The sequence below is a fragment of the Kumtagia ephedrae genome, assembly GCF_003012745.1.
GTDB classification, from domain to species: Bacteria; Pseudomonadota; Alphaproteobacteria; order Rhizobiales; family Rhizobiaceae; genus Kumtagia; species Kumtagia ephedrae.
The window spans coordinates 42,150-66,295 of sequence record NZ_PXYK01000009.1 but is presented as its reverse complement, the minus strand read 5'-3'; the positions used below and the strand labels follow the sequence as shown (position 1 = coordinate 66,295).

23 protein-coding genes and 2 pseudogenes are annotated in these 24,146 nt (G+C 66.2%); 10 read left to right on the top strand and 15 right to left on the bottom strand.

Annotation, left to right across the window (positions count from 1 at the left end; all coding sequences use genetic code 11):
- Window positions 1-52 precede the first annotated feature (52 nt).
- The 4 genes from C7I84_RS11085 to C7I84_RS11070 all read right to left on the bottom strand — a co-directional run bounded on the left by C7I84_RS11085 (window position 53) and on the right by C7I84_RS11070 (window position 2,151).
- Window positions 53-346, bottom strand: a complete 294-nt coding sequence (locus C7I84_RS11085) for an HlyU family transcriptional regulator (RefSeq protein WP_106772242.1) — start codon at window positions 344-346, stop codon at window positions 53-55.
- A 105-nt stretch (window positions 347-451) separates the two neighbouring features.
- Window positions 452-871, bottom strand: coding sequence for a secondary thiamine-phosphate synthase enzyme YjbQ (locus tag C7I84_RS11080; protein ID WP_106772241.1), 420 nt, complete (start codon window positions 869-871; stop codon window positions 452-454).
- Window positions 872-889: 18 nt separating this feature from the next.
- Window positions 890-1,498, bottom strand: a complete 609-nt coding sequence (locus C7I84_RS11075; RefSeq protein WP_106772240.1) for a Uma2 family endonuclease — start codon at window positions 1,496-1,498, stop codon at window positions 890-892.
- A 41-nt stretch (window positions 1,499-1,539) separates the two neighbouring features.
- Entirely contained in the window at window positions 1,540-2,151 is a 612-nt protein-coding gene (locus C7I84_RS11070; protein WP_106772239.1) for a LysE family translocator, read from the bottom strand.
- A 177-nt stretch (window positions 2,152-2,328) separates the two neighbouring features.
- On the opposite strand from C7I84_RS11070, the gene C7I84_RS11065 reads away from it, so the two are divergent.
- Window positions 2,329-2,715, top strand: coding sequence for a DUF305 domain-containing protein (locus C7I84_RS11065; RefSeq protein ID WP_245428394.1), 387 nt, complete (start codon window positions 2,329-2,331; stop codon window positions 2,713-2,715).
- A gap of 145 nt (window positions 2,716-2,860) precedes the next feature.
- On the opposite strand, the gene C7I84_RS11060 is transcribed toward C7I84_RS11065, so the two are convergent.
- Window positions 2,861-3,154, bottom strand: coding sequence for a GYD domain-containing protein (locus tag C7I84_RS11060; RefSeq protein WP_106772237.1), 294 nt, complete (start codon window positions 3,152-3,154; stop codon window positions 2,861-2,863).
- 188 nt (window positions 3,155-3,342) lie between these two features.
- Window positions 3,343-3,563, bottom strand: a pseudogene (locus C7I84_RS30565) (citrate/2-methylcitrate synthase); the annotation flags it as partial.
- 127 nt (window positions 3,564-3,690) lie between these two features.
- Here C7I84_RS30565 and C7I84_RS30940 point away from each other — a divergent pair.
- Window positions 3,691-3,852 carry a hypothetical protein gene (locus C7I84_RS30940; protein ID WP_245428393.1) on the top strand — a complete coding sequence of 54 codons (162 nt, stop codon included), beginning with the start codon at window positions 3,691-3,693 and terminating at the stop codon, window positions 3,850-3,852.
- A gap of 81 nt (window positions 3,853-3,933) precedes the next feature.
- On the opposite strand, the gene C7I84_RS11045 is transcribed toward C7I84_RS30940, so the two are convergent.
- From C7I84_RS11045 to dnaG, 3 genes are all read right to left on the bottom strand, one after another.
- Window positions 3,934-4,803, bottom strand: coding sequence for a methyltransferase type 12 (locus tag C7I84_RS11045; protein ID WP_106772236.1), 870 nt, complete (start codon window positions 4,801-4,803; stop codon window positions 3,934-3,936).
- 290 nt (window positions 4,804-5,093) lie between these two features.
- A complete protein-coding gene (rpoD, locus tag C7I84_RS11040) occupies window positions 5,094-7,124 on the bottom strand; it encodes an RNA polymerase sigma factor RpoD (RefSeq protein ID WP_106772235.1) in 2,031 nt (676 codons plus the stop codon).
- 301 nt (window positions 7,125-7,425) lie between these two features.
- Entirely contained in the window at window positions 7,426-9,360 is a 1,935-nt protein-coding gene (dnaG, locus tag C7I84_RS11035) for a DNA primase (protein WP_106772234.1), read from the bottom strand.
- Window positions 9,361-9,586: 226 nt separating this feature from the next.
- Here dnaG and C7I84_RS11030 point away from each other — a divergent pair, with 226 nt between their 5' ends.
- From C7I84_RS11030 to C7I84_RS11020, 3 genes are all read left to right on the top strand, one after another.
- The gene (locus tag C7I84_RS11030) at window positions 9,587-9,883 is read left to right on the top strand and encodes a BrnT family toxin (protein WP_106772233.1); all 297 of its coding nucleotides are present in this window, start codon (window positions 9,587-9,589) and stop codon (window positions 9,881-9,883) included.
- A complete protein-coding gene (locus C7I84_RS11025; RefSeq protein ID WP_106772232.1) occupies window positions 9,846-10,181 on the top strand; it encodes a BrnA antitoxin family protein in 336 nt (111 codons plus the stop codon). The genes C7I84_RS11030 and C7I84_RS11025 overlap by 38 nt, the downstream gene beginning before the upstream one ends.
- Before the next feature lie 226 nt (window positions 10,182-10,407).
- Window positions 10,408-11,592: an MFS transporter gene (locus tag C7I84_RS11020; protein ID WP_106772231.1), complete on the top strand. Its 1,185-nt coding sequence runs from the start codon at window positions 10,408-10,410 to the stop codon at window positions 11,590-11,592.
- 105 nt (window positions 11,593-11,697) lie between these two features.
- Here the strand turns inward: C7I84_RS11020 and C7I84_RS11015 are convergent, their stop codons facing one another.
- Window positions 11,698-12,099 (bottom strand): RcnB family protein, encoded by a 402-nt coding sequence (locus tag C7I84_RS11015; protein WP_106772230.1) that lies wholly within the window; start codon window positions 12,097-12,099, stop codon window positions 11,698-11,700.
- 469 nt (window positions 12,100-12,568) lie between these two features.
- On the opposite strand from C7I84_RS11015, the gene C7I84_RS11010 reads away from it, so the two are divergent.
- Window positions 12,569-14,233 (top strand): Na/Pi cotransporter family protein, encoded by a 1,665-nt coding sequence (locus C7I84_RS11010; protein ID WP_106772229.1) that lies wholly within the window; start codon window positions 12,569-12,571, stop codon window positions 14,231-14,233.
- A gap of 282 nt (window positions 14,234-14,515) precedes the next feature.
- Window positions 14,516-15,292 carry an alpha/beta fold hydrolase gene (locus tag C7I84_RS11005; RefSeq protein ID WP_245428392.1) on the top strand — a complete coding sequence of 259 codons (777 nt, stop codon included), beginning with the start codon at window positions 14,516-14,518 and terminating at the stop codon, window positions 15,290-15,292.
- A gap of 125 nt (window positions 15,293-15,417) precedes the next feature.
- On the opposite strand, the pseudogene C7I84_RS31015 reads toward C7I84_RS11005, so the two are convergent.
- Window positions 15,418-15,627, bottom strand: a pseudogene (locus C7I84_RS31015) (DUF433 domain-containing protein); the annotation flags it as partial.
- 135 nt (window positions 15,628-15,762) lie between these two features.
- The gene (locus C7I84_RS10995) at window positions 15,763-16,212 is read right to left on the bottom strand and encodes a GatB/YqeY domain-containing protein (RefSeq protein WP_106772226.1); all 450 of its coding nucleotides are present in this window, start codon (window positions 16,210-16,212) and stop codon (window positions 15,763-15,765) included.
- Window positions 16,213-16,498: 286 nt separating this feature from the next.
- Here C7I84_RS10995 and carA point away from each other — a divergent pair, with 286 nt between their 5' ends.
- Window positions 16,499-17,701 (top strand): glutamine-hydrolyzing carbamoyl-phosphate synthase small subunit, encoded by a 1,203-nt coding sequence (gene carA / locus C7I84_RS10990; RefSeq protein WP_106772225.1) that lies wholly within the window; start codon window positions 16,499-16,501, stop codon window positions 17,699-17,701.
- A 98-nt stretch (window positions 17,702-17,799) separates the two neighbouring features.
- On the opposite strand, the gene ypfJ is transcribed toward carA, so the two are convergent.
- The 3 genes from ypfJ to C7I84_RS10975 all read right to left on the bottom strand — a co-directional run bounded on the left by ypfJ (window position 17,800) and on the right by C7I84_RS10975 (window position 22,826).
- The gene (ypfJ, locus tag C7I84_RS10985) at window positions 17,800-18,717 is read right to left on the bottom strand and encodes a KPN_02809 family neutral zinc metallopeptidase (RefSeq protein WP_106772224.1); all 918 of its coding nucleotides are present in this window, start codon (window positions 18,715-18,717) and stop codon (window positions 17,800-17,802) included.
- Window positions 18,718-18,820: 103 nt separating this feature from the next.
- Window positions 18,821-21,472, bottom strand: coding sequence for a bifunctional diguanylate cyclase/phosphodiesterase (locus C7I84_RS10980; RefSeq protein WP_245428391.1), 2,652 nt, complete (start codon window positions 21,470-21,472; stop codon window positions 18,821-18,823).
- Between the two features lie 181 nt (window positions 21,473-21,653).
- Entirely contained in the window at window positions 21,654-22,826 is a 1,173-nt protein-coding gene (locus C7I84_RS10975) for an MFS transporter (RefSeq protein ID WP_106772222.1), read from the bottom strand.
- A 141-nt stretch (window positions 22,827-22,967) separates the two neighbouring features.
- On the opposite strand from C7I84_RS10975, the gene C7I84_RS10970 reads away from it, so the two are divergent.
- Both C7I84_RS10970 and C7I84_RS10965 read left to right on the top strand, forming a co-directional pair.
- On the top strand, window positions 22,968-23,360 hold the full coding sequence (locus C7I84_RS10970; protein ID WP_106772221.1) for an ArsR/SmtB family transcription factor: 393 nt from the start codon (window positions 22,968-22,970) through the stop codon (window positions 23,358-23,360).
- 2 nt (window positions 23,361-23,362) lie between these two features.
- Complete coding sequence (locus tag C7I84_RS10965) at window positions 23,363-24,118, top strand: metallophosphoesterase family protein (RefSeq protein WP_106772220.1); 756 nt, start codon at window positions 23,363-23,365, stop codon at window positions 24,116-24,118.
- Window positions 24,119-24,146 lie beyond the last annotated feature (28 nt).

Sequence of the window (24,146 nt, the reverse complement as noted above, 5' to 3'; positions counted from 1 at the left end):
GTTGTCGGTGGGTTCCCATGCCCGCGGCCACCGTCGCCACCCGGCGGGCGGTTCATCCGAACATGCGGTCGCCCTGCTCGTTGACGATCTGCTGGCCCTTCTTCAGCGCCATGTCGGCGGCGTCGCTCTGCGAGGCGAAGCGGTCGGCGCGCACGAAGCGGTGCTCCTTCACCACGCCGTCGATCTCCTTGGAGATCACCCCGCACGTCTGGAACTGGCCTTCGGCCTTGTACGGCGTGGCGCGGATGGTGAAGCCGTTGTATTCGAGCGCGCTACCGACCGGCTTTTCGCCGCTCTCCTCGCCGTTGCCGCCACCGCCGCCGAACAGCCGCTTCAGGAATGACATCGATCGTTTCCTCGCCTGATTTGCCGGACACCCTAAAGCATGTCGCCCGAAGGTGGGAACCGGTTCGGACGACGAGATGCCTAAAAATGCACGAGGTGCTCGCCGTCAGGCGAGATGCAGCACGATCTCGCGGCGGTGCGGGCGTGTCCGATGCTCGAACAGATAGATGCCCTGCCAGGTGCCCAGCGCCAGCCGCCCGCCCATCACCGGAACCGACAGGGAGGTCGTGGTCAGTGCCGCCTTGATATGCGCCGGCATGTCGTCCGGCCCCTCCAGACGGTGGACCAGAAAATCCATGGAGGGGTCGTCCGCCGGCGGGACGAGGCGCCTGAAGAAGGCGTCGAGGTCGCGCTTCACGTCGGAATCGGCGTTCTCCTGCACCAGTAGCGAGCAGGAGGTGTGGCGCACGAACAGCGTCAGCAGCGCGCTCTCCAGCCTCGCCTCGCGCACGACGGTTTCGGCGCGGTCGGTGAATTCGTAAAGGCCCGGGCCATTGGTCGGGATCGTCAGCATCGTCTGCGGCATGAAGGGCAGCCTGAGCGCTCAGAGGGATGTCAGGCCGAGCTGTTCCAGGCACATGGTGATGGAAGGTGCGCGCACCGCCTGAAGTGTTTCGGCTGGGCCAGCCTGAAAGATGTCGGCATAACCCTGCGCGCCGAGCCGGCGATGGACATGCGTCACCAGCGTGTTGGCGTCGATCACCCATACCTCCGGTATGCCGTAGGCTGCATAGACCCCGATCTTGCGGCCGAGATCGTAGCGCAGGCTGGTATCGGCGACTTCGATGGCGATGAGCACATTGTGGCCGCGCAGTTGTTCGATCGTCACGGCCCGTGGAAAGACGCAGAAGTCGGGCTCTAGAAAGGCTATCTCGTCCAACCGCAGCGTCGTTTCCTGCAATGCGCGGAGATCATTGGAGATTATGCGCTGCAGATGCGCGTTGATCTCGCCTTTCACATGCTCATGGCGCGCGCCCTTCGGCGACATCGGCACCACCTCCCCGCCGATCAGCTCGAACCGCTCGTCCTCGTCGATAATGCCCGCCGCTACCATCGCCTCGATCTCGGCGACGCTCCACGGACGCCGCGGCATGCCGTCCGCTGCCTGCGTGGTCGCCGGCCAAACCATGTCCAGGTGGAAGCGCTCGTTCATGCTTGAACACTAGCACAAGCTGAATGAAACCGCGACCAGCCTCACCGCTCGGTCAGCGCCAGCTTGGCGCCGAGCGCGACGAAGGCCGCGGCGAAGGTGCGGCGCATCCAGGCCATGACGCGCGGGCTCCCTGTCACCCGGTCCCGCACCGCGGCGGCGCACAGGCCGTAGATGGCGAAGATGACGAAGGTCGCCAGCATGAAGATGCCTGAAAGCTCCAGCATGCGCATCAGCACGTTGGGATCGGCCGGGGCGATGAACTGTGGCAGGAAGGCGACGAAGAAGATCGACAGCTTCGGGTTGAGCAGGTTGATCAGCACGCCGTCGACCAGCACCTGCCGGGCGCTGCGCGGGTCCGGCCTGGCGTCGATCTTCAGCGCGCCGTGCTCCTTCAGCGTCTGCCAGGCCATCCACAGCAGGTAGGCGACGCCGGCATATTTCACGATGTCGAACAGCAGCGCGCTGGCATGCAGCAGCGCGGCCAGGCCGGTGAGGGCCGCGACGAGATGCGGCACGATCCCCAGCGTGCAGGCGAAGGCGGCCAGCACGCTGGCGCGGCCGCCGCGCGACAGGCCGGCGGCGAGCGTGTAGACCACGCCGGTTCCCGGCGAGGCGACGATGATCAGCGTGGTCAGCAGGAACTCGATCGACATGCCCGTCCTCCTTCGGTCCGGCGACCATAGTCGAGGCTTCGCCTTCGCGGAAGCGGCGCTGCGGATGCCGGCTGGGGAGAAGGCGGACCGGAACTTTCTACGGCTGGCCCTGTTCGGTCCCATCATGACCGAACACCGACATAGCTACGCCTATCCTTCCTGGCAATGTACATCCTCATGTATGCCATGGTGAACCGTCTCGCCGATGTCTACGCCAATCTCAACCAGGCCTATATGGCGGCTCTGATGGTCTGCCCCATGGTAGTGATCGAGCTCTGGCTGATGCGCGGCATGTACGCCAACCGCGCGGCCAATCTCGCCATTGTCGTCGCCAGCATCCTGGTCTTCGCCGCCGCCTGGGCGATGACGCGGCAGCAGACGGCGATCGGCGACGAGCAATTCCTGCGCTCGATGATCCCGCATCATTCCGGCGCGGTGCTGATGTGCGAGCAGGCGCCGATCGAGGACGCGGAGATCCGCGATTTATGCGGCACCATCATCCCCGGGCAGCAGGCCGAGATCGACCAGATGAAGGCGATCCTCGCCAGGCTCCGGGCGGAGTAGGTACATAAACCGAAACAGCCGCGCCGTCATAGAGGGCATCCGGCGGAGCAATTTCGAAGCGCGCCGGTGACGGAGGAAGAGACGGCATTGCCGTCGCTTCCGTCCACTTTGATCGCTTGGCTCGATCCTTTGTATGCAGTCCGGCTCAGCCGAGCGAGTTGATGATTTCCCGATAGGCGCTTTCCGGAAACGCCTTCAGCGTGCGGGTGCGCACATTGCCGGCCGCGCCGAGCTGCAGGGCAAAACGTGCCATCACGGCGTCGTCCGGCGCTTCGCAGACGGCGACGATGTCGCAGTCGCCCATCGTCAGGAAGAAGTCGCGAAAGGTGCCGCCCATGTCGGCCAGCGCCTTCTTCGAAGCGTCGAGCCGCTTCGGCGATTCGCGCAGGTTTCGCACACCCTGGTCGGTCCAGTTGATCAGAAGCACGTAGGTGGTCATTCCACACCTCCCTCCGGCGCCATGACGCAGCGGAGAGCCGGGGCGGAACGATGTCAGGTCGGCGCCGGTCCGTTCGCCCCGGCCGCATGCGCGAGTATGATCCCGGCCCGGTCGGGCGGCAAGGGCTCCACGCGAACCAGGCCGCAGCCACAGGGACACCCTCCGTCGGCAGCCTTCGGTCCGCGATCTCAGCCGGCGCCGGGCTCCGCCGGCATCGGCCCGGCATAGGCCGAATCCCGCCGCAGCAGACGGCCGGCGCGCTGCTGCTCGAACGCATGCGCGATCCAGCCCGCCGCCCGTCCCACGGCGAAGACCGGCGTGAAGGCCTCGCGCTGGATGTCCAGGGCGCCGAGCAGGATGCGGTGTGGAACTCGACATTGGTGTCGAGCTGCCGGCCGGGCTTGGCGCGGGCCGACAGCCTGCTCGCAGCCCTGGCGGCGGCCGGCGCCGACAAGCGCCTGGCCGTCGAGGCGCCGGCGCTCATCACCGAGGCGACGGGGCTCCAACCCAACATCGACCACGCGCTGGCGGTGATGATGCGCATGTTCGGCCTGGCGATCGGCCACGAGACGGCGTTCTTCGCCATCGCCCGCTCGGCCGGCTGGGGACCCATGGAGCAGCTCGCCTCGGAAGTGCTGAACCGCCCGCGCGCCCTCTATGTCGGCGGGCGCCAGGACGGTGAGCGGCGCCGGCCCTAAGCCGGATTTGAGCCGGGAGGGCCGGCGGCATGGCCGCTGCGGACAAGATGGCGGGCCTGCCGCGACAGGCGAGGTTCGCCTTCAGGAGGACAGGATGGCTTCGAGCGGCGCGGTAGCCTGGCCCGCCGGGCGCGAAACGTGAAGCTCTGCAAGATACCAGCCGTCACGCTCGGCTTCCTCTGGGGAAAGGCCTCGCCTGCCGAGGGCGTCGAAGACGTTTTCCTGTTCCTCCGCCGAGACGAAGCGCCGCTGCGGGAACAGCGCGCCGGCGAGCTTTTCGGTGACGTAGCCACGCTCGGCCAGCATCTCCTCGACGGGCTCGTAGTCGAACATGCGAAGCACGAAATTGGCCATCCATGCGCCCTTGTCGCGCCCGGCTTCCGCCAGATGCTCGAGCGACGTCTTCGTCACATAACCCACGCATCCCGTGGAAATGATCATGTCTGCGTCCTCGACGGCGCGGACGTCGGCGCTGGTGGGCTCATGCCGCTCCAGATTGGTCGATACGCCGCCGTCCATGACGCCCGCGCCGACGGCATAGGCGACCGCCCGCTCGGCGGCGTCGACGCCGACAACGGTCAGGGTGTCGTCGGCCGATCTGGCAAACAAGGCCCGGTCTCGTTCGAGCAGCGCCTTGCCGTCGCCGGAGACCCCGCCGTAAAGCCGGTAGAGATCGTCGAGCGACAGATCGTGCTTGAGCAGCGCCGAATTCACCCCGTAGGAACAGCCGACATCGATGATCTTGGCGGCCGTCTCGCCGTTAGCGTCCCGTTTCGCCTCCAGCAAGGACTTGAAGACGGGCTTGGCCACCTCGGGCACGCAATAGCCGAGCTTGTGCAAGGTGGAGAAATAGTCCCTCGGATCCGGCCGGTTGTAGACGTGCTCAAGGCTGAGCTTGCCGACCCGATCGAAGATCGGCGCGGCGGCGGTCGAGGGTGGCGTGATGTCCATCTTGCAATTGTCCTTTCGGAAAGGGGAAAGATTTCCGCGCCCGCGGCGCGAAAGGCGAAGCTCCATGTTTGTTGGATGGCGACAGCATAGGCAGGCGGGGGGTGGAAAGAAACCCCAAATGTCGCAATTTGTTCCGCCGCGTCGCAATTCGGCTATAGTCTGGCCGACGCGGTTCGTTTGGGCCTCGTTGCCCGATCAAAAAAAGAACCGCCGAAACCGCATTCAAGCGTGTTCCGGCGGCTTGTTCTTGACGGTCCGCCGCTGCTAGCGGTCGGAGCGGCGATCTCGATCTAACTGTCGAGAAAGCTCCTCAGCTTGCGGCTGCGGCTCGGATGCTTCAGCTTGCGCAGCGCCTTGGCCTCGATCTGGCGGATGCGCTCGCGTGTCACCGAGAATTGCTGGCCGACCTCCTCGAGGGTGTGGTCGGTGTTCATGCCGATGCCGAAGCGCATGCGCAGCACGCGTTCCTCGCGCGGGGTGAGCGAGGCGAGCACGCGCGTCGTGGTCTCGCGCAGGTTGGCCTGGATCGCCGCGTCGATCGGCAGCACCGCGCCCTTGTCCTCGATGAAGTCGCCGAGGTGCGAATCCTCCTCGTCGCCCACCGGGGTCTCGAGGCTGATCGGCTCCTTGGCGATCTTGAGCACCTTTCGTACCTTCTCCAGCGGCATGGCCAGCTTCTCGGCCAATTCCTCCGGGGTCGGCTCGCGGCCGATCTCGTGCAGCATCTGACGCGAGGTGCGCACGATCTTGTTGATCGTCTCAATCATATGCACGGGAATGCGGATGGTGCGCGCCTGGTCGGCGATCGAGCGGGTGATCGCCTGCCGGATCCACCATGTGGCATAGGTCGAGAACTTGTAGCCGCGGCGGTACTCGAACTTGTCCACCGCCTTCATCAGGCCGATGTTGCCTTCCTGAATCAGATCAAGGAATTGCAGGCCGCGGTTCGTGTACTTCTTGGCAATCGAGATGACGAGGCGCAAATTGGCCTCCACCATCTCCTTCTTGGCGATCGCCGCCTCGCGCTCGCCCTTCTGCACCTGGTTGACGATCTTGCGGAACTCTGAGATCGAGATAGCCGTCTCCGTGGCGAGGCTCTGGATCTCGGACCGCAGCGCGCCGGCGGCGGCGCCCTCGCTTCTGGCGAACTCCTTCCAGCCGCGCGTCGGCAGCCCGCCGACCCGCGCCAGCCAGTTGGTGTCGAGTTCCGAGCCCTGGTATTCCCGCAGGAACTCTTCGCGGCGCACGCCATAGCTCTCGGCCAGCCTCAGCAGCTTGCCCTCGTTCTGCACCAGCCGCTTGTTGATGTCGTAGAGCTGCTCGACCAGCGCCTCGATGCGGGCGTTGTTGAGCGACAGCGACTTCACTGCCTTGATGAGCTGGTCCTTCAACTCCTTCAGCCGCTTGTCCTGCACGGGCGACAGGGTCTCGGCGGAGGCCAGGCGACTTTCGACCTGCTGGTCCTGCAGCTTGCGCAGCTTGCCGTAAGTGTCGGCAATGACGTCGAGCGTCTGCATCACCTGAGGGCGCAGCTCAGCCTCCATCGCCGCCAGCGACAGCGAGGCCTCGTCGTCGTCCTCCTCGTCCTCCTCCTGTCCGCGGGTATCGCCGCCGACATTGGTGATGTCGTCGTCCTCGCGCGCGGCGCGGCGTCCGCGCTCTTCGGGGGCCTTCGGCTTCTCCAGCTCCTCGGTGCGCTCGACGGTCGGCGCCTGCTTGGCCTCCGGGCCGGCATAGGTCGCCTCGAGGTCGATGATCTCGCGCAGCAGGCCCTTGCCCTCGTTGAGGTCGTCGCGCCAGATGATGATGGCCTGGAAGGTGAGGGGGCTCTCGCACAGGCCGGCGATCATGGTCTCGCGGCCGGCCTCGATGCGCTTGGCGATGGCGATCTCGCCCTCGCGCGACAGAAGCTCGACCGAACCCATCTCGCGCAGATACATGCGCACGGGATCGTCGGTCCGGTCGGTCGGCTCCTTCTTGGGCGTCGTGGTCGCCACCGCCGTGCCGGTCTGCTCGGCGAGCTCGTTGGCGTCATCCTCCGCATCGGCGTTGGCGTCGGTGGCTTCCGCCTCCTCGCCTGTCTCGTCGTCCTCGACGACGTTGATGCCCATGTCGGAGAGCATGGCATTGATGTCTTCGATCCGATCCGGATCCGTCTCCTCGGACGGAAGCACCGCGTTCAGCTCGTCCAGGGTGACGTAGCCGCGCTTCTTGGCGGCCTTGATCATCTTCTTGACAGCGTCGTCGGAAAGGTCGAGCAGCGGGCCGTCGGTGGTGGCTTCGCGTTCGGTCTCGACTTCTTCCTTTTCCTTGGTCGCCATTCCTTGCCTACTCCAAAAGGGCGGTGATGCGCGGCACTCCGATTCCGGCCCGAAACCGGATATCAATGGTCCGCTGATGCCGGCCGCGGCCGGTCCTGCTCACGTTTCGGTCAATCATCGTATCTGGAGCGAGGTCCCGTCCCGTCCAGCCTTTGGTACCGCCATTCCACGATCGGTGAGAACAATCCCACGGGTCTACGTCTCGAATCGTCCTGATTCCGCCATTCCGGCGGAAGGTCAAGCGCCTGTCGCATGATTCGCGTTAAAAAAGCGAATCAATTGAGGCAGACCCCGGTGCGGTTCAGTTGCGATCCGCGCGCCCCGACGGAATGCCAAATCCCTCGATCAGCGCTTCGGTGGCCTGGAGGTCCCGGAACTGCGCCTGGATGTCGATGAGATGACGGTAGTTCTCGTCGGTGGGCTCGGCGGCAAGAGCCGTCTCGGCCAGTTTCAGCTCCTTATGTAAGGTGCGCGCGCTGCGCTGCAAGTGCAGGGCCTGCGCGAAGGCCTCGCGGGCATCCTCGATCGCGGCGTCCCGCAGCGCCGGCCACTGCCGCGCCCGCCGCACCAGGGCCTCGGCGCGCTGCCAGATATCGTCCAGCCCGGACACGGCGATCGCGGCGTGCATCTGGTCACGGTCGCCGGCCCGGCCATGGGCCGCGGCATCGATGATGCCGGCATGCAAGTGCCTGAGGTCGGCATTGCCGAGGTCGAGCGCCTCGACATGCTCGAAATGCTCGTCGATCAATTGTGGATGGTTAACCAGGGCAACGAGCAGCGTGGTTTCACGCAGCGGCATAACGCCGCCGGCCCGCTTCACCAGCGCCGACCGGGCGAGGCTCTCGGAGACGGCGAGACGACCGGCGGCCTGTCCCGGTCTCCCGCTTCCGCCGCGCGCCGCGAAACCCCGGTCGCCCTGCTGGCTCGGCCGGCCCTGAGGTCTTCCGCGCGGCGCGCCGAAAAACGCCTGGACGCGCTCGCGCATGTCCTGCTGATAGTGGAAGCGCACGCTCTCGTCGCGGATCTTCGATGTCAGCTCGCGCAAGGTCTTCTCGAGTTCGGCGCGGCGCTCCGGCGTGTCGAAAATGCCGCCGGTGGTCTCGCGCATCCACAAAAGGTCCGACAGCGGCCGCGCTTCGGTCAGCACCGCGCGGAAGGCATCCGGCCCCTCGTCGCGCACCAGGTCGTCGGGATCCTTGCCCTCCGGCAGCAGCGCGAAGCGCGCCGTGCGGCCAGGCTGCACGGATGGAAGGATCATGTCGGCGGCGCGCCAGGCGGCGCGCAGCCCAGCCTGGTCGCCGTCGAAGCACAGCACCGGCTCCGGCGCCATCTTCCACAAGAGCTCCATCTGGGTCTCGGTGAGCGCCGTGCCGAGCGGCGCCACCGCGTAATCGAAGCCGGCCTGCGCCAGCGCGATCACGTCCATATAGCCCTCGACGGCGATGACGGTGCCGTCCTTGCCCATGCCCTTTCGTGCGCGGGCGAAATTGTAGAGCATCTCGCCCTTGTGGAAGAGCTCGGTGTCGGGCGAGTTCATGTATTTTGCCGCGACCTCCGGCGACATGGCGCGGCCGCCGAAGGCGATCACCCGGCCTTTGCGGTCCTCGATCGGGAACATGATGCGGTCGCGGAACCAGTCGTAGGAGACGGGGATGTCGTCGCCGTGGCGCACCAGCCCGCAGGCCTCGATCTGCTCTTTCACCACGCCCTTGGAGGCCAAAAACTCCTTCAGCGCGTTGCGGCTGTCGAGCGCGAAACCCAGCCGGAATTTCTGCTGCGTCGCCGGCGTCAGGCCGCGGTCGCGCAGGTAGGCGCGGGCTTTCGCGCCGGCGGCCGAGTGCAATTGCTGCTGGAAGAAGCTCGTGGCCATCTCCATCACGTCGTGCAGGCTGGCGCGCTGGCGCTCGCGCTGTTCGGCGGCTTCATCCCGCGCGGGCATCGCCACGCCGGCCATGTCGGCGATGCGCTCCACGGCCTCCGGAAAGCCCAGGCCGTCGAGCTCGGTCAGAAAGCGGAAATGGTCGCCGGAGACGCCGCAGCCGAAGCAGTGATAGCGGCCCTTCTTGTCCTCGCAGTGGAAGGAGGGCGTCTTCTCGCCGTGGAAGGGGCAGCAGGCCCAGAAATCGCCGCGCGCCGCATTGGTCTTGCGGCGGTCCCACGACACGCGCTGGCCGATCACGGCCGAAATCGGCACGCGGTCTCGTATCTCGTCGAGGAAGGAAGGCGGAAAGCGCATTGGGGCTGGAACTCGTTCGCTGTTTATATAATCACATTGTTGCGACAGACCGATCGCGAATAAGCGCAATGCACGAATTTCACAGGCGTTGCAAACCAAGACATACTTTTGTATATACACGATGTTGCCGACCGGAATCGTTGCGGTCGTGCTGGGTCGAACGTGACCATTGTGGAGATAAACTCATGAAAGATGGCCATAAGATTCAGTTGATTAGAGGCACGACATGCACCGGGTCGAAAAACTCGAATTTGAAGCGTTCGATTGGGATGAGGAAAAGCGACAACGTATTTTGAGAGAAAGGGAGATTGATTTTTTGGAGGCTGCGCAAGCGCTTCTGCTCCCTCATCTCGAAGGGCCGTCAGACAAACAGGGAGAAGCCCGAACACTGGCCGTATGCCTGTTGCACACGAAAATCGTCGCGGTGGTTTACACCGAAAGAGGCGATGTCTGTCGCATCATTACGGCAAGGGCTGCCAGACGCTATGAGCGAAAAGAATATCGTGAGGTATTCGGCGGATGAGATCCGTCGAATGGTTGCGGCTGGAGAAGGCCGCACAAATCTCGAACGGCTTGATACGATCACCGACGAGGAGATCGAGGCGCAGATGCGCGACGATCCCGACTGGGCCGACTTCAGCGAGATCGACTGGTCGAAAGTGGTGGCGGTATTTCCGGTATCCAAGCATGCCATTTCGATCCGCCTGGACAAGGACGTGATCGATTTCTTCAAAGCGACCGGCAAAGGTTACCAGACTCGCATCAACGCGGTGCTGCGGCACTACATGCAGGAAGCGGCAAAGGCCAGGAAGACGGGGTGAGAACAGCGCCAAGGCGCTCCGAGTCCGGTATCGTCCACGGATTCTTCCGCATCTTTCCTCGTAGCGATGTCGAGGAACTGCTCATCAAGGCGGTCTCTAGATAGCGGGACATCGGCAACCGAATAGCGGCTGAAGAAAATCTAAACCCTTGTCTACAACTTCCGGGTTGCCGCGCACTGCCGTCCGTGCTTGGTCGCCGGCTTCGCCTGCCTCCTCCGGTGCCCTCATGCCGCTTCCGCTCATCGCCTTGTTCATAGCCGCCTTCGCCTTCGGCACCACAGAGTTCGTCATCGCCGGCGTGCTGCCGCAGGTGGCGGCGGGGCTGGAGGTGTCGATCCCGACCGCCGGCTACCTGGTTTCCGGCTATGCGCTCGGCATCGCCATCGGCGGCCCGCTGCTGACGCTATTGACCGCCCGGTTGCCGCGCAAGACGCTGCTGGTGTGGCTGACGGTCGCCTTCGTGATCGGCCAGGTCGCCTGCGCGCTGGCGCCGGACTTCTTTTCGATGCTGATGATCCGCTTTGCGGTGGCGGTGGCGCACGGCGCCTATTTCGGCGTCGCCATGGTGGTGGCCACCGGCCTGGTGCGGCCGGAGCAGCGCGGCATGGCGGTCGCCGTCGTGCTTGCCGGCCTCACCGTCTCCAACGTCATCGGTGTGCCCGTCGGCGCCGCCATCGGCAATGCGCTGGGATGGCGCGCCACCTTCTGGTCGATGCTGGCGCTGGGCGGCGTCGCGTTGATAGCCATGATCGCGCTGCTGCCGGCCGCCACTGGCGCCTCGGCGCGTCCGGCGGGGCTGCTGAAGGAGGTGCGGGTGCTCGGCCGCCAGCAGGTGTGGACGTCGCTCATCCTCATGCTGATGCTGATGATCGGCCAGTTCGTGCCGTTCACCTATATCGCCCCGCTGCTGCAGGAAGTCACGGGCATCGAGGCGGTTTCGGTGCCGTGGGTGCTGCTGCTCAATGGCGCCGGCGCCACTCTCGGCGTCTTCCTTGGCGGCCGGCTTTCCGACTGGAAGCTCATGCCGTCGCTGATCGTCATGCTGGCTTTGCAGGCGGCGGTGCTGGCGGCGATGTATTTCGCCAGCCCTCATCCGCTGCCGATGGTGCTTGCCGTCACCGCCTGGGGCTGCCTCAACTTCGCCATCGGCACGCCGATCCAGGCGCGCATCCTCGGCTGGACCGCCGACGCGCCCAACCTCGCCTCCTCGCTCATCCCGTCCGGCTTCAACATCGGCATCGCGCTCGCCGCCTTCGTCGGCGCAGCCATGCTGAACGGCGGCTACGGCTATCGCGACCTGCCGGTGCTGGGCGTCGGCGCGATGATCGTCGCGGCCGCCGTGGCCGTGCTCTCATACCTCTCCGAGCAGCGCAGCGGGATCAAGCCGCCGCGCCGGGTCGAGGCGCATTGAGGCCGGGCACGGACTTGGCTTCGGCGTGAAAGCGCCGCGCCGCAATGCCGGAGATGCCAAAGGGGCGGCCCTCGCGAGCCGCCCCCGTCATTTCCGCTCGTCCGCTCAGCGTCCGGCGATCAGGCCGGCGATGATGCCGCTGGTGATGCCGATCAGCAGGTAGTCGTTGTCGACCTTGACCCAGCGCTGTCCCGGACCCGGGCGGTGGAGGCCGTAGCGCCCATAGTCACGCACGACATGCTTGCGCTGCCACTCCGGAACGCGGTGCCCCTTCACCCAGCGATGGCGCTCGACCTTGCGGACGACGACCTTGTCGCCGCGCCGGATCACCTCCTTCCTCTCGACATGACGGGAATCCCGCCTGTCGAAGTGGCGGGAATCGTGCTTGGGGGCGTGGTACTTCTGCACCTTGCGGTATTCCTCGCGAGAACCGTGGCGCTCGGCGGCCTGGGCGGCCGGCACGGCGAGCATCGACAGGGCGAGTGCGGAGAGGATGAGACGTTTCATTCGGGAGGTCCTTTCGTCATGTGACACGATGGACGGTAGGTCTCGGCGGATGAATGCAGTCTGAACGGGGACATTACAATTACGTAATGGATTCAATGGCGTAGGAAGGGTTCTGAAACTTCTCCGCAATTTCCCGACAGTCGTTGCGAACCATGGCCCCCGAGGCGGCGGGCCGCTGCCCGGGGAGGACGCGACCGTCGATGCCGATCGCTGCGCAGTGCCGCCGGACCCGCCGCGCGAACGCGCCGCTTGTGGATTTTTGTGCCGGCACAATGCTCCATGCTTCTTTTCCTTACGTCGTGCGTTGATGAAAAATGGCTGTTTCCGACATCGCAGGTCGGTGCCGGACAACCCGGTCGATCCACTTGGCATTCTATTAATCGGCTAATATATTTGGGCTTGTCATGCGCATGGTTCCAGCCGGTCGTCGACCATTCGGCCGCCCGCTTCGCCTGTACAGGTGCGGCCGGTGACCGGCTCGGTCGTCCTCGTCCACCTTGCCGGCGCGATCGCGTTGCTGCTCTTCGCCACGCGCATGGTGCGCACCGGCGTCGAGCGCGCCTATGGCGATGCGCTCAAGCAGAAGCTGCGCGGCACCATGCGCAATCCGCTGCTGGCGGTGCTGGCCGGAACCGGGCTGTCGATCGCCTTTCAGAGCTCGACCGCCGTCACCCTGCTGGTCGGCTCCTTCGCCGGCGCGGGCATCGTCAGCGGCATGGCCGGCCAGCTCGCCGTGCGCGGCGCCGAGATCGGCTCGGCGCTTGTGGTCAAGCTGCTGTCCTTCGACTTGAGCCTCCTGGTGCCGGTCTGCATCGCCGCGGGAACGGTGATGTTCATGGCCACCGAGCGCCGCGACTGGCGCCAGATCGGGCGCATCCTGGTCGGCGTCGGCCTGCTGATCCTGTCGCTGGAGATGATCGGCGAGGCTGCCGAGCCGCTGCGCGAGAGCCGGCTCCTGCCGGTCATCGTCGCCTATTTCGCCAGCGACCCGGTGACGGCCTTCCTGCTCGCGGCGCTGATGACCTGGCTGTTCCATTCCAGCATCGCCGCCGTCCTGCTGTTCGTCACGCTGGCCGAGCGCGGCTTCATCCCGCCGGAGCTCGGCATCGTGCTGGTGCTCGGCGTCAATCTCGGCAGTTCGGTGATCGCGCCGCTGCTCACCCGCGGCGCCGCGCCGGCGGTGCGCGTCGTGCCGGTCGGCAACCTGTTGATGCGCGGCGCCGGGTCCATCGTCATGCTGACGCTGTTCCTTGTGTTCAAGCCGCCGGTCGGCATGCTCGGCGCTGCCGTCAGCGATCAGATCATCCACGCCCACATTCTGTTCAACTGCATCATCCTGATCGCCGGTATTCCGCTGGCCGGGCTCGTCTACCGTGCTTCGCAGGCGATCGTGGCGCTGGGCGGCGGCGGGGAGAAGGCCGGCTCGCTTGCCGATGCCGAGCTGAGCGCGCTCGACGAGGCGGCGCTCGCCACGCCCAGCCTGGCGCTCGCCAATGCGACGCGCGAGGTGGTGCAGGTGTGCGAGACCGTCGAGATCATGCTGACACGGGTGATCGAACTCTACGAGCATGCCGACCAGGACAAGATCGATGAGCTGGCCGCGCTCGACGATCGCGTCGACCGCCGCCATGCGGCGATAAAGCTCTATCTGGCCAAGATCGCGCCGGCCGAGCTGACGCAGGCCGAGGCGCTGCGCTGCCAGGAGCTGCTGGGGGCCTGCGTGAAGCTGGAGCAGGTCGGCGACATTATCGTGCGCAACATGCTGGCGCATGTGCAGAAGAAGCTCGACCGCGGGCTCACCTTCACCGACGAGGGCTGGCGCGAGCTGACCGCCTTCCACCACGTCGTGCTCACAAATGCCCGGCTCGCCTTCAACGTGCTGGTGTCGCGCGACGCCGAGACGGCGCGCCAGCTCGTCCAGGAGAAGGACCGGCTGCGGGCGCTGGAGAAGCAGGCAAGCCAGAGCCATTTCGAGCGGCTGCGCGAGGGCACGGCGAAAAGTGTCGAGACCAGCTCCATCCATCTCGACACCATCCGCGACCTGAAGCAGATCAACTCGCTGCTCGCCTCGATGGCCTATCCGGCGCTGGAGGAGGCCGGCCTGCTCACCGGGACCCGGCTTAAGGCGGTCTAAGGCCCGTGGCCTGATGCGGAAGCGCGGGCCATTCACCGCGCGATGGGGCAAGCCCGCCTCGCTCCTGCGCAAAATTCGTTGTCGAGCTGGCCGGCACAAGCGACGGGCGGACCGGGCTTCCTGCCTGGCTGCTGCGCCGGCTGCTGGAACAATTGCCGCTGCGCGGACATTGCGAAGAATCGGACGATCGAGCAGAGGAGGCAGGAGATGGACCTGGCCCGGCAACGACTCCGCCTGTCCGGCGGCACGGAATTGTCCTTTGTCACCGCGGGTGAGGCGTCGATGCCCCCCGTCCTGCTGCTGCACGGCTTTCCCGGTTCGGCGGACTATTTTCGCGACGTGGTGCCGCTCCTGTCGCAGGTCGCCTACGTGATCGCGCCGGATCTGCCCGGCTTCGGCGAATCGGATGTCCTGCCACAGGTCACCTTCGATGCCTTCGGCGAGGCAATCGCGGAGCTGCTGGACCGGCTCGCCGTCGGGCCGCGCTATGTCTACCTTCACGATTTCGGCGCCCCGGTCGGCTTTCACATCGCCATGCGGGCGCCGGATCAGGTTCTTGGCCACATCATCCAGAACGCCAACGCTCACCGGACCGGGTTCGGGCCGCCATGGGACCCGGTCATCGCCTATTGGTCGCATCCGGACCCGGACAACGAGGCGGCTTCGACCGCGCATCTGACATTCGAGGGCGTGCGCAACGGCTATCTCGGCGGGATGCCGCCGGACGTGGCGGCGCGAATCCCGCCCAAAGTCTGGGAGGAGGATTGGCGGGTGATGCAGTTGCCGGGCCGGATGGAGACCCAGCGGGCGCTGATCAAGGATTATGGGAACTACGCCGCGCGATTCGACGAGATCGCCGACCATCTCGCGCGCTGGCAGCCGCCCTCCCTGATGATCTGGGCGCGCCACGACCCCTTCTTCGACCTCGCCGAGGTGCTGTCATGGATGCAGGCGCTGCCGAGGATGGAAGCCCATGTCCTCGATGCGGGCCACAAGCTGCTCGAGACGCACGCGGCGACGGCCGCGCCGCTCATGGTCGATTTCATCAGGCGCACCTGACGGGCGAGCGAGGCAACATGCCCCCGGGTTAGCTGGGTATAGGGGTCCGAAATCGGCCGAGAAACCACGTTCCTTGGCGACGGCCAACGACGCGGACAGGCATTCGTCGATGAAGAGGCGGTTTATCAGGAGTGCGAGAGAGACGAAGTCTGCCCGCGCCAGTCCGGCCCCAGTTCTTCCTCCGCCCAAGCGGCAACGGCCTCGATGCTGCCGATGGGAAGAGTTGGGTAGTCCTCGAAAATTTCCCGACTGCTCCGTCCAGCGCGCAGATAGGCAACAACCGTCATTGCGGGAACCCTTGTTCCTCGAACGACAGGCTCATTGCTCATGACGGACGGATCGCGAACCGCTTCTCGAAGCGGCTCGCCTTTTCAGTGCTGTCATCGCTCCATGCTCCTTCGTCGGCCTTCCGGAGACACTATACCCTCTCTAAGAGCTAGTGTCCCCGGTCCGCAGCTTGGGGAGACTTGCTACTGCAGCAGCTCCTTGACGATGCCGCTCGCCTTGCCGAAGTCCATCTTGCCCGGATATTTTTCCTTGAGCGCGTTCATGCAGCGGCCCATGTCGCGCAGGCCGCCGGCGCCGACCTCGTCGACCACCTGGCGGCAGGCGCGCTTGACCTCGTCCTCACCCAGCTGCCTGGGCAGGAACTCGCGGATGATGGCGATCTCCTGGCGCTCCTGCTCGGCCAGCTCCAGCCGGCTGCCCTGCTCGAAGGCCGCCGCCGATTCCTCGCGCTGCTTCACCATCTTGGCCAGGATCTGCAGGATCTCCTCGTCGTTGACGGGATCCTTGCCGGCACCGCGATTGGCGATGTCGCGGTCCTGGATCGCGGCGTTGATCAGGCGCAGCGTCGAGGTGCGGCGCTTGTCCTGAGCCTTGAGGGAGGTCTTGAGGGCCTCGGCGATAGCCGCGCGCATGGCGGATTCTCCTTTTCACGAGCGCGGACAATAGCGCTGCCGCCCGGCCGACGCAAATCCGAGCCGCGCAGCCAACTTCCTGTTTTCGCTCCGGAAAATAATTGGCATTGCGGCCGGCTCACGCCGGTTGACCCGCCGGGAGGCATCGAATATCGTGCGCGCCTTGCATAAAGTGGGTTTTGCATTTACGGCTGCCGCAACATTGCGGCGAGCCGTTTCTTGCCGCGTATATGGCCCTTCGCGTGCTTGTCCGCAAGCACCGGGCATTTTCTGACGGAGCCGCCTGATGACCGCCTCGACTGCCCCCTGGGGACCCGAACTGCTGACCGCCGCCCTGGTGCTCGCCGACGGCACGGTGATCCGCGGGCGAGGCCTCGGTGCCACCGGCAGCGCGGTTGCCGAAGTGTGCTTCAACACGGCGCTCACCGGTTACCAGGAGATACTTACCGACCCGTCCTATGCCGGCCAGATCGTCACCTTCACCTTTCCGCATATCGGCAATATCGGCGTCAACGACGAGGACATCGAGGACCTGAACCCGGCGGCGCGCGCCGGCGCGGTGGGTGCTGTATTCAAGGCCGACGTCACCAACCCATCCAGTTACCGGGCCGGCGACCATCTCGACCGCTGGCTGAAGCGGCGAGGCATCATCGCCATCAGCGGCGTCGACACGCGGGCGCTGACCGTGCTCATCCGCGAGAAGGGCATGCCCAACGCGGTGATCGCGCATTCGCCGGACGGAAAATTCGACCTCGACGACCTCAAGCAGCAGGCCAAAGCCTGGCCGGGGCTGCTCGGCCTCGACCTCGCCAAGGACGTCACCTCCGGTCAGTCCTCGGTGTGGACGGAAAAGCCCTGGGTGTGGAACGAAGGTTATGACGGGCAGGGCGAACCGGAATTCCACGTCGTCGCCATCGACTACGGCGTCAAGCGCAACATCCTGCGCCTGATCGCCGGGCTCGGCGCCAAGGTGACGGTGGTCCCCGCAAGCGCCACCGCCGAGGACATAATGGCGCTCAAGCCGGACGGAATCTTCCTCTCCAACGGCCCCGGCGATCCCGCCGCCACCGGCGCATACGCCGTGCCGGTGATCAAGGACCTGCTGAAGACCGACATCCCGATCTTCGGCATCTGCCTCGGCCATCAGATGCTGGCGCTGGCAGTGGGCGCGACCACGACGAAGATGCATCAGGGCCACCACGGCGCCAATCATCCGGTCAAGGACCACACCACCGGCAAGGTCGAGATCGTCTCGATGAACCACGGCTTTGCGGTGGATTCGGCGAGCCTGCCGACGGGCGTGGAGGAGACGCATGTGTCGCTGTTCGACGGCTCGAACTGCGGCATCGCGCTGGCCGGCCGGCCGGTGTTTTCGGTGCAGCACCATCCCGAGGCTTCGCCCGGTCCGCAGGATTCGCATTACCTGTTCCGCCGCTTCGCCAACCTGATCCGCCAGCGCAAGGGCGAGCCGGCGCTCGCCGAGCGCTGACAGGACAGAATCTTTCCTGTTCTCGAAGCGAGGAGGCCAATCGCCTCCTCGCTCATCCGGCGCAGGCTGGGGCGGCGGAGCCGTCCGGGCTATTGCCCTCAGATCGGGTTGTTGAACGTATCGCAGTCCGACAGCTTGCCGCTCTTGAAACCGGCGGCGAACCAGCGCTGGCGCTGGTCGCTGGTGCCATGGTTGAAGCTCTCCGGCACCACATAGCCCTGAGTGCGGCGCTGCAGCGTGTCATCGCCGATCTGCGCGGCGGCGTTCAGGGCCTCCTCCAGATCGCCGCGCTCCAGAATGCCTTTCTGCGCGGTGTAGTGGCCCCACACGCCGGCGAAGCAGTCGGCCTGCAGCTCGACGCGGGTCGACATCTGGTTGGCCTCGACCTGCGACATCTGCTGCCGCATCTGGTTGAACTTCGGCAGGACGCCGATCAGGTTCTGGACGTGGTGGCCGACCTCGTGGGCGATCACATAAGCTTCGGCGAAGTCGCCCGACGCGTCGAACTGGCGCGCGAGCTGATCGAAGAAGGCGGTGTCCAGATAGACTTTTCGGTCGCCGGGGCAGTAGAACGGCCCGGCCGCCGAGGAAGCGTAGCCGCAGGCAGAGGCGATGCCGCCCGAGAACAGCACCAGGCTGGGTTCCTGGTAGGTCAGCCCCTCGGCCTTGAAGATGCCGCTCCAGACGTCCTCGGTCTCGGCCAGGATGGTCGAGACGAACTGGCCCATCTCGTCGCTGGCCGGCGTGCTCTTCTGCTCCGTCAGCTGGCCGCCGCCGCCCGGCACCTGCTGGCCGCCGTCACCCAGCATGGCCAGCGGATCGATGCCGCAGGCGCGCAGCGCGAAGAACAGCACGACCAGGATGACGATGGTGGATATGCCGCCGCCGCCGGCGCCGCGGCCGATCGGGATGCGCATGCCTCCACCGCCCGGCCGGCCGAACGGGCCGCCGCCCCCTCCACCGCCGCCGCGCCTGTCCTCGACGTTCTGGCTTTGCCTGCGGCCCTTCCAAAGCATACCGGCTCTCCCTGCGCCGGCGGACGACCGGCTATCTTGTCCGTGGAATCCGAAACTAGAGCAAAGGTTGCCTGGAGGGAACTGCCCGTCTCAGCTGAGCGGCTCAGGACGCCGCCCGCCACGAGCCGCCGCGGATGTAGTCTTCCAGGGCGGCGGCGCTGAGCGCCGGCCCGAAGGCGAAACCCTGCAGCTTGTCGCAGCCGATCTTCTCCAGGATGCGCGCATGCGCCATGGTCTCGACACCTTCGGCGACGACCTCGATGCCGAGCGTCCTGCCGATCTCGATGATCGATTCGACCAGATGGCGCTGACGCACCGACTTGACGATGGGCTGGACCAGCTGGCGGTCGATCTTGAGGCGGCGCGGCTGCAGCTTGAGCAGGCCGACGACGGAGGCATAGCCGGTGCCGAAGTCGTCTATCTCGATGTCGATGCCGAATTCCTTGATGCGGTCGACGTTCCAGCGCACCAGCTCGTCCGTTTCGTCGAGGAAGATCGACTCGACCAGCTCGAAGGACAGCACTCCGGGCCGGATGTCGAGCCGCCTTAGGCTGTCGATCAGTTCCTCGTCGCGCAGGCGGCGCGCCGACACGTTCACCGATATGCGCGGCACCAGGAGGCCGCTCGCGGTCCAGCGGTCGAACTGCGACAGCGCCTGCTCGAGGATGATCCTGTCGATGGTCGAGACGACATTGAGATCCTCCGCGGTCGCCAGGAAGGCGTCGGGCGTGAGCAGGCCCTCGGTCGGATGGGCCCAGCGCACCAGCGCCTCGACGCCGGCGATCTCACGCGTGCGGGCGTCGAACTGCGGCTGGTAGTGGGCGATGAACTCGTTGCGCTCCAGCCCGCGCAGGATGTCGTCGGCGAGTTTCTTGGTACGCACGATCTCAGCCTGCAACGCTTCGTCGAAGAATTCGTGCCGGTTGCGGCCGCGGTTCTTGGCCCGGTAGAGCGCGATGTCGGCGTTGACCAGCAGGCGTCCCGGATCGATCCCGGCGCCTTCCTCGACGGCGATGCCGATGCTGACGCCGAAGCGGCATTGGTGGCCTTGATAGGCGACGGGGCGGCGCATCTCCCGGACGATGCGGCGGGCGATCTCCTCGATATTGTCGCTGCCCGGCCGGCCGACGCAGACGACCACGAATTCGTCGCCGCCGATGCGGGCGACGAAGTCGTCGCTGCGCACGTTCTGCTTCAGCACCTGCGAGGCGTGGACCAGCATGGCATCCCCCGCGACATGGCCGAGCGTGTCGTTGATCTGCTTGAAGCGGTCGAGATCGATGTGCAGCAGCGCGATGCGCCGGCCGTCGCGGGCGCACGCCGCCGCCAGCCGTTCGAGTTCCTGGTCGAGATAGCGGCGGTTCGGCAGACCCGTCAGAGCGTCGTGCTGGGCGATGTGCTCGATGCGGGCCCGGGCTGCTTCAAGCTGGGCGCTCCGCTTCTCCGCCAGCACCTTGGCCTTTTCCAGGTCCTTGTTGAGCGTCACGTCGTCGGTGACGTCCCATTCCGCCCCGATCATGCGCGGCGTGTCGCGTGGATGGTGGACGATGGTAGCGTGAGTGCGGATGTGGCGCACCGTCCCATCGGGACGGATGATCCTGTATCTGGACGAATGCGGCCTGTCTTCCGCGACCTGGCGGTGGAAATCGGCGTCGGCGCGCGCGATGTCGTCGGGATGCAGCACCGCCAGCCAATCCCTGTAGTTGCGCGGCCCGCCCGATCCGCCCAGGCCGTAGATATCGGAAAGCCGGTCGTCCCAGATCAGCTCGTTGGTGGCGAGGTCGAGTTCCCACACGCCGATATGCGAGGCGCTGAGGGCGAGCTCGAGGCGGTTCGAGAGCCGGCGCAGACGCGTCTCGCTGTCCTGCAGGGCAAGATAGTTGCGCTGGCGCTGGGCATAGAATCTGCCGGCGAAAGCGATGGGGATGACGACCAGGACGCCGGCGGCGAGGATCAGGGCGCGCAGCAGCCAGGCATTGCCGGGCTCGCCATCCCAGCCTCCCCGCGGCACCGCCGCGATCTGCCAGGTACCGAAGGGCATGGACACGTCCATCACGACAGGGTCTTCCTCGGTAATGCCTTGACGCCCGAAGAACGGGGCGCTTGCGGGCGCCTCGCGGCGGAGCAGGGCGATCTCGACGCCGTGATCCTCCAGCAGTCCGCTGTCGCGATAGAGCTTGTCGATATCGATCACCGCCGACACCAGGCCCCAGAAGCGCCGTCCCCCATCGTCGCCGACGAACACCGGAAACCTGCCGATCAGCCCTTGTCCGCCCTGCACCAGGTCGACCGGACCGGTGAGGACCATCCGCCGGCTGTCGCGGGCGCGAAGCGCGGCCTCCCGCTGGGCGGGATTGGTGCGATAGTCGAGGCCGACCACCCGCTCGTTGCCGTCGGCGGGATGGACCATGGTGACCACGAGGTCGGGGGCGGCGACGACGTTGCGGAGCTGGTTGGTCCCGTCGAACAGGCGTTTCGCCAGTTCGCCGAAGCGCCGCTGGTCGATGTCCGGTTCGGCGGCGACCATGGCGACGAGGCCGCGCACCAGTTGGGCGTTGCCGTGGATATTGCCTTCCAACTTGGCGCGGACCAGGTTGATCTTGGCGAGAACCTGGGCGCGCAGCGCTTGTTCGGAGACGATTCTGTTCTGATGGTCGGCGAAGATGCCGAGCAGGGCTATACCGATGACGGCGACGACAGCTGGAAAGGTGCCGGGCGAGATCAAGCTTCGTGAAATCTGGCCGAAGTTTATCAAGGTTGCCACTCGCACCGGAACGGCCGGGGCCTGCCAAAATCCGACGATGGCATGTAACCTTTAAGTATCACTTTCGGTCCGTCGTCAAAAAGTAGTTAAACGGGACTCGAAATTCTCGAAAACGCTGCATCCGGCACTGGGACTTTACCGCATGCCGCGGCCGCCAGACGTCCGTGCCGGCTCAGGCCGCCGGCACGCGCGCCGTGCCGCGGCGCGTCAGGGCGATGACGGCGAGCGCGGCGAGCGGGAAGGCGGCCGCGGCGATGCCGAGCTCCGCCACCGGAGCGGCCTCCAGCAACCTTCCGCCGATGAAGCTGCCCAGCGCGATGCCGAAATACATGGCCGACACGTTGAGCGGCAGCGTCAGGTTGGCGAGTTCGGGCGCGTGGCCGACCAGCCGGCTGGCCTGGGCGGGTGGGAACGTCCAGCCGACGAAGCCCCAGGGAAGCATGATCGCGACCAGCGCCGGGCCGGCGATCTCCGGCGGCAGCAGCTCCAGGATCGCGGTCATCGATGCGCAGATCGCCGAAGAAGCGAGCAGCGCCATGACGATCATCCGGCCGGGGCCAAGGCGATCGGCGAGCTGGCCGCTGGCGTAGTTGCCGGCGATCGCGCCGATGCCGAAGGTGAGCAGCAGCGCCGGCAGCATGGCGACCGGCAGTCCCGCGCCCTCGGTGGCGAGCGGGCCGAGATAGGCGATGATGATGAAGCCGCCGGTAAGGTAGAGCAGGGTAACCGCCAGCGAGGGCAGGATGCCCGGCCGGCCGAGAGCGGCCAGCCGTTCCCGCAGCGACAGTTTCAGGCCGGGCAGGCCGCGCGGCAGGCGCAGCCACAGCACGGCAAGGCAGAGCAGCGCCAGTCCCGCCACCACCAGATAGGCCGCCCGCCAGCCGGCGAGGCTGCCGACCAGCGAGGCGAGCGGCGCGCCGAGCGCCACCGCGAAGGTGGTGCCGCCGAGCACGGTGGCCACCGCGCGGGCGCGGTGCTCGGGGCCTGCCAGCGCCACCGCCGTCGCCTGGGCGGTGGAGGCGAACAGGCCGGCCGAGGCGCCCATGACGATCTGCGCGGCGAGCAGGGTGGCGAAGGAGCCGCTGGACGCCGCCGCTGCGTTGCCGGCGATGAAGGCAAGCAGCGCGGCGGCGATGACGCGGCGCCGGTCGGCGGCACCGGCGAATGTTGACAGGATCGGCGTGCCGATCGCATAGGCGAGCGAATAGACGGTGACCAGATGGCCGGCATCCGACACGGAAATGCCGGCCGAGGCCGAGATCAGCGGCAGCAGCCCCGCGAACACGAATGCCACCGTGCTCGTGGCGAAGGCGCCGACGGCGAGCCAGACGAGACGTCTGTCCATGGGAGATCCTTAGTTCAAAATTCATTGAACTATTGAGCCCGATCGGCGCCTATGTCAATGTGCCAGACTATTGTTACGCATGGCTCCCGCCAGCCCGTGTCAGGAGACCGGCGGGCGTCGAAATGTCGGAATTGGTCCGGAATGTCGCTCTTTCATCCATCGGCCGAACAGATCGACCTGGCGACCGTGCTGTCCGTGCTCGGCGACCAGACACGGCTGTCGATCGTCGGCTATCTCGCCCGCAACGAGGATTTCGAGATCAACTGCAGCCGCTTCCTCGACCTCGGCTCGAAGACCAACATCAGCTATCACCTTGCCAAGCTGAGGGAAGCCGGCATCACGCGCACTGAAGTGCGCGGCGTCAACCGGCTGATCTCGCTGCGCCGCGCCGATCTAGACGCGCGCTTCCCCGGCCTGCTCGATTCGATCCTGGCCAGCGCGGCCGCCATTCCCTTCGACATGCGGGAGGTCGCCAGGGTCGAGCTGCGCCAACTCGAACGCGACGGCGAGGCCACGAAGGGATCGGTCGGGTAGAGATGCGGATCGCGGTTATCGCCGACATCCACGGCAATATACTCGCCCTCGAGGCCGTTCTTGCCGACCTCGCCCGGCGCGGCGGCGCCGACTTGACCGTCAATCTCGGCGATTGCGCTTCCGGCCCGCTGTGGCCGCGCGAGACGGTCGGGCGGCTGATGTCGCTCGCCTGGCCGACGGTGCGCGGCAATCACGACCGCCGCGTGCCGCTCGATCCGCTCGACGCGATGGGTCCGTCGGACCGCTTTGCCCACGACCGGCTGTCGCAGGCGCAACGCGACTGGCTCGCCGGCCTGCCGCTACAGGTCAGCCCCGCGCCCTCCATCCTCGCCTTCCACGCCCGGCCGGACCACGACGAAAAATATCTGACCGAAAACATCGTCGACGGAAGCCTCGTCCGCGCGCCGATGGCGACCATCGCCCGCCGCCTGGAAGGTCTCGACCCGGCCGTCCGGCTGGTGCTCGCCGGCCACAGCCATCGTCCCGAACTGGTCGAATTGCCCGGCGGCCCGATCGTCTTCAATCCGGGCAGCGTCGGCTGTCCGGCCTATTTCGACCCGGCCGAGCCGGCGCATCGCTCGGAACAGGGCTCGCCGCACGCCCGCTATGGCCTCGTCGAGACCGACGGCAAGGATTTCAGCTTCCAGGCGATCGCGGTCCGCTACGACCATGAAGCGGCGGCCAAACATGCCGCCGAAGCCGGCCGCCCGGAATGGGCGGAAGGCCTGCGCACGGGTTTTATAAGCGGGGAGGCTTGATCCGGTCGCGGAGCCCATCTTCATCCTG

Bases quoted from the DNA above. Each gene is read 5' to 3' on its own strand.
- C7I84_RS11045 (WP_106772236.1), bottom strand. From the start codon at position 4,803: ATGGACATCACGCCACCCTCGACCGCCGCCGCGCCGATCTTCGATCGG.
- C7I84_RS11015 (WP_106772230.1), bottom strand. From the start codon at position 12,099: ATGAAACGTCTCATCCTCTCCGCACTCGCCCTGTCGATGCTCGCCGTG.
- C7I84_RS11065 (WP_245428394.1), top strand. From the start codon at position 2,329: ATGTATGCCATGGTGAACCGTCTCGCCGATGTCTACGCCAATCTCAAC.
- C7I84_RS10965 (WP_106772220.1), top strand. From the start codon at position 23,363: ATGCGGATCGCGGTTATCGCCGACATCCACGGCAATATACTCGCCCTC.
- C7I84_RS10975 (WP_106772222.1), bottom strand. From the start codon at position 22,826: ATGGACAGACGTCTCGTCTGGCTCGCCGTCGGCGCCTTCGCCACGAGC.
- C7I84_RS11025 (WP_106772232.1), top strand. From the start codon at position 9,846: ATGAGCGAAAAGAATATCGTGAGGTATTCGGCGGATGAGATCCGTCGA.
- ypfJ (WP_106772224.1), bottom strand. From the start codon at position 18,717: ATGCTTTGGAAGGGCCGCAGGCAAAGCCAGAACGTCGAGGACAGGCGC.
- C7I84_RS11060 (WP_106772237.1), bottom strand. From the start codon at position 3,154: ATGACCACCTACGTGCTTCTGATCAACTGGACCGACCAGGGTGTGCGA.
- dnaG (WP_106772234.1), bottom strand. From the start codon at position 9,360: ATGCGCTTTCCGCCTTCCTTCCTCGACGAGATACGAGACCGCGTGCCG.
- C7I84_RS11080 (WP_106772241.1), bottom strand. From the start codon at position 871: ATGCCGCAGACGATGCTGACGATCCCGACCAATGGCCCGGGCCTTTAC.
- C7I84_RS10995 (WP_106772226.1), bottom strand. From the start codon at position 16,212: ATGCGCGCGGCTATCGCCGAGGCCCTCAAGACCTCCCTCAAGGCTCAG.
- C7I84_RS11085 (WP_106772242.1), bottom strand. From the start codon at position 346: ATGTCATTCCTGAAGCGGCTGTTCGGCGGCGGTGGCGGCAACGGCGAG.
- carA (WP_106772225.1), top strand. From the start codon at position 16,499: ATGACCGCCTCGACTGCCCCCTGGGGACCCGAACTGCTGACCGCCGCC.
- C7I84_RS11070 (WP_106772239.1), bottom strand. From the start codon at position 2,151: ATGTCGATCGAGTTCCTGCTGACCACGCTGATCATCGTCGCCTCGCCG.
- rpoD (WP_106772235.1), bottom strand. From the start codon at position 7,124: ATGGCGACCAAGGAAAAGGAAGAAGTCGAGACCGAACGCGAAGCCACC.
- C7I84_RS11020 (WP_106772231.1), top strand. From the start codon at position 10,408: ATGCCGCTTCCGCTCATCGCCTTGTTCATAGCCGCCTTCGCCTTCGGC.
- C7I84_RS11005 (WP_245428392.1), top strand. From the start codon at position 14,516: ATGCCCCCCGTCCTGCTGCTGCACGGCTTTCCCGGTTCGGCGGACTAT.
- C7I84_RS11030 (WP_106772233.1), top strand. From the start codon at position 9,587: ATGCACCGGGTCGAAAAACTCGAATTTGAAGCGTTCGATTGGGATGAG.
- C7I84_RS10970 (WP_106772221.1), top strand. From the start codon at position 22,968: ATGTCGCTCTTTCATCCATCGGCCGAACAGATCGACCTGGCGACCGTG.
- C7I84_RS11075 (WP_106772240.1), bottom strand. From the start codon at position 1,498: ATGAACGAGCGCTTCCACCTGGACATGGTTTGGCCGGCGACCACGCAG.
- C7I84_RS30940 (WP_245428393.1), top strand. From the start codon at position 3,691: ATGCGCATGTTCGGCCTGGCGATCGGCCACGAGACGGCGTTCTTCGCC.